Raw genomic sequence first — 1,900 nt, forward strand, 5'->3', positions numbered from 1 at the left:
CATATATGGATATCCCGACTTTGTATCTTTATCAGCTTCTACCCAAAATGAACCCTTCCATTTAGATTTTTCCAGGGAGTTCTGCTTCGATGACGAGTCAAAATGTCTTTGCTTCTCTGTAGTACTATCCTGATGCAGACCACACGAAACAAAAAATAAACATATCACAAATAAACCAAAGAATTTCAAAAATCTCATTTCTAATTTTCCCCCTCATATAATCAAATTTTTTAATTTCAAGTAGTTTATATCTCAGTAAATCCACCCGTACTATGAGTATTTCGATGTATCGGGTATTGAATCTTAGAATTATAACCCACTCCTTTTGTTAGTATAACATAAAAGACTTGAAACACTTTTTCTCTTTACTGCCAACTGCCTTTTATCACAAATAACCTTTAATGATTTTCCAACTCGAGTCAGATTTGTTTTGCTAGTAGTGTGGAAAAACACTAGTTTAACTCTCCTCTACAATCTCCCCCCACCCCTCTATACAATAAATTGGTTTTCTATATTAAGAGTTATCATCTCCCCCATTCTAATCTAGTATTAACTTTGTTACATATGTGTTATAGATATCCTTTTAAAGTTTTCATTTTTTGTATCTTTTCAAATATTTTTTCGCTTTTTTATCTCTCATCGCTAATTTTCTTACCTTTTTTTCACTTCCTGCAAACTTCACTGGATGCACCTTTAACTTATAAACAAAAAACTTGTCACCCCTATCTCCCCCATAGTCTGTATTTGATTTGTCTTTTTTTCCTAAATTTTGCAACAACTTCAAAGAGCCTTCTCCATATTCAGTCCCTTGTTTATCATACTTTATAGAAGTATTTACATCTGCTGCCACCGCACAAGATAATTTCTTAACCTTTTTTCCTTTCTTTCGAATTACTAAATACAAATTTCCTATCTCATCTCTGCTTTTTACAACAAAATAAGGAACTCTCGATGAATCAACATAACACTTTTGCAATTTACTCGGATCCTCAATTCCATTTGTATTCTTATGCATTGACGTCTGCGATACGTAATACTGCACTTGCACACCAAAACCACCATATTCCGTTCTAATAACCGGTTTTCCCGCTTTATCTGTGTGCATTCCAAACCACACCCACTTTCCATTCTTCTTGCTTCTTCCTGAGCTTAATTTATCCAAAGGATGTGCCGGATTTTTTTGATTAGTTTTTTTCCCTCCAAAATACAAATTCTTCGGAGCATACACATAAGGAGAACCATCAAAATCCACATGAAATCCTGCATACTTTGCCAATTTGGACCAATGCCCACTCGGGTCCACCATATTCACCCCATCATTCTCACAATAGGTATATAAATGCAGACTAAGCGGCTCATCACTTTCCCCGGTATAGGTATCTCTTGTGATAAATCTTCCTACTCCCGGCTCATAGTATCTTGCCCGCAGATAGACTTCCTCCGTCTCTTTATCGTAGTATTCCCCACAATAACGGTACGGGTTCTCATCCTTTTTCTCCGGTTTTACTTCGTTTCCAAAGGAATCATACTCATATGTCTTTGTGACATTTCCGGATTCATCCAAAAGCTGCACCACATTGCCGTGCATATCTGTGACATAATACGTTTTCTCCGTATTTTCTCCTTTATCGGCATACACTAAATCATTTCCACGGATGTAACGTTTCTGTACGGTTCCTCCCTTTGACAGTTCCATTACCACCTGGTCTCCGTCCCAGACATAAACCGTTTTTTCTCCGTTTACCGTCTTACCGGTACGAAGTCCTTCGGCATCATAAGTAAAGCTTACTTTATAGTTTTTCGTAAGCGTCTCGGTCAGCTGATTCAAAGCATTATAATGGTTTACTACATTATCGTTCAATTGATTGTCTCCCAGCGTCACATCGACATCGATGTAAGA

The 1,900-nt window shown here is 37.0% G+C and carries 2 protein-coding genes; both read right to left on the reverse strand.

From position 1 onward, the window contains the following. The coding region (locus DW005_RS14035; protein WP_207658752.1) for a hypothetical protein at positions 1-198 on the reverse strand (198 nt) is incomplete at its 3' end. Between the two features lie 394 nt (positions 199-592). After that, the coding region (locus DW005_RS13525; protein WP_147324453.1) for an RHS repeat-associated core domain-containing protein at positions 593-1,900 on the reverse strand (1,308 nt) is incomplete at its 5' end.

The sequence above is a fragment of the Clostridium sp. AF36-4 genome, from assembly GCF_003435975.1.
GTDB lineage: Bacteria > Bacillota > Clostridia > Lachnospirales > Lachnospiraceae > Eubacterium_F.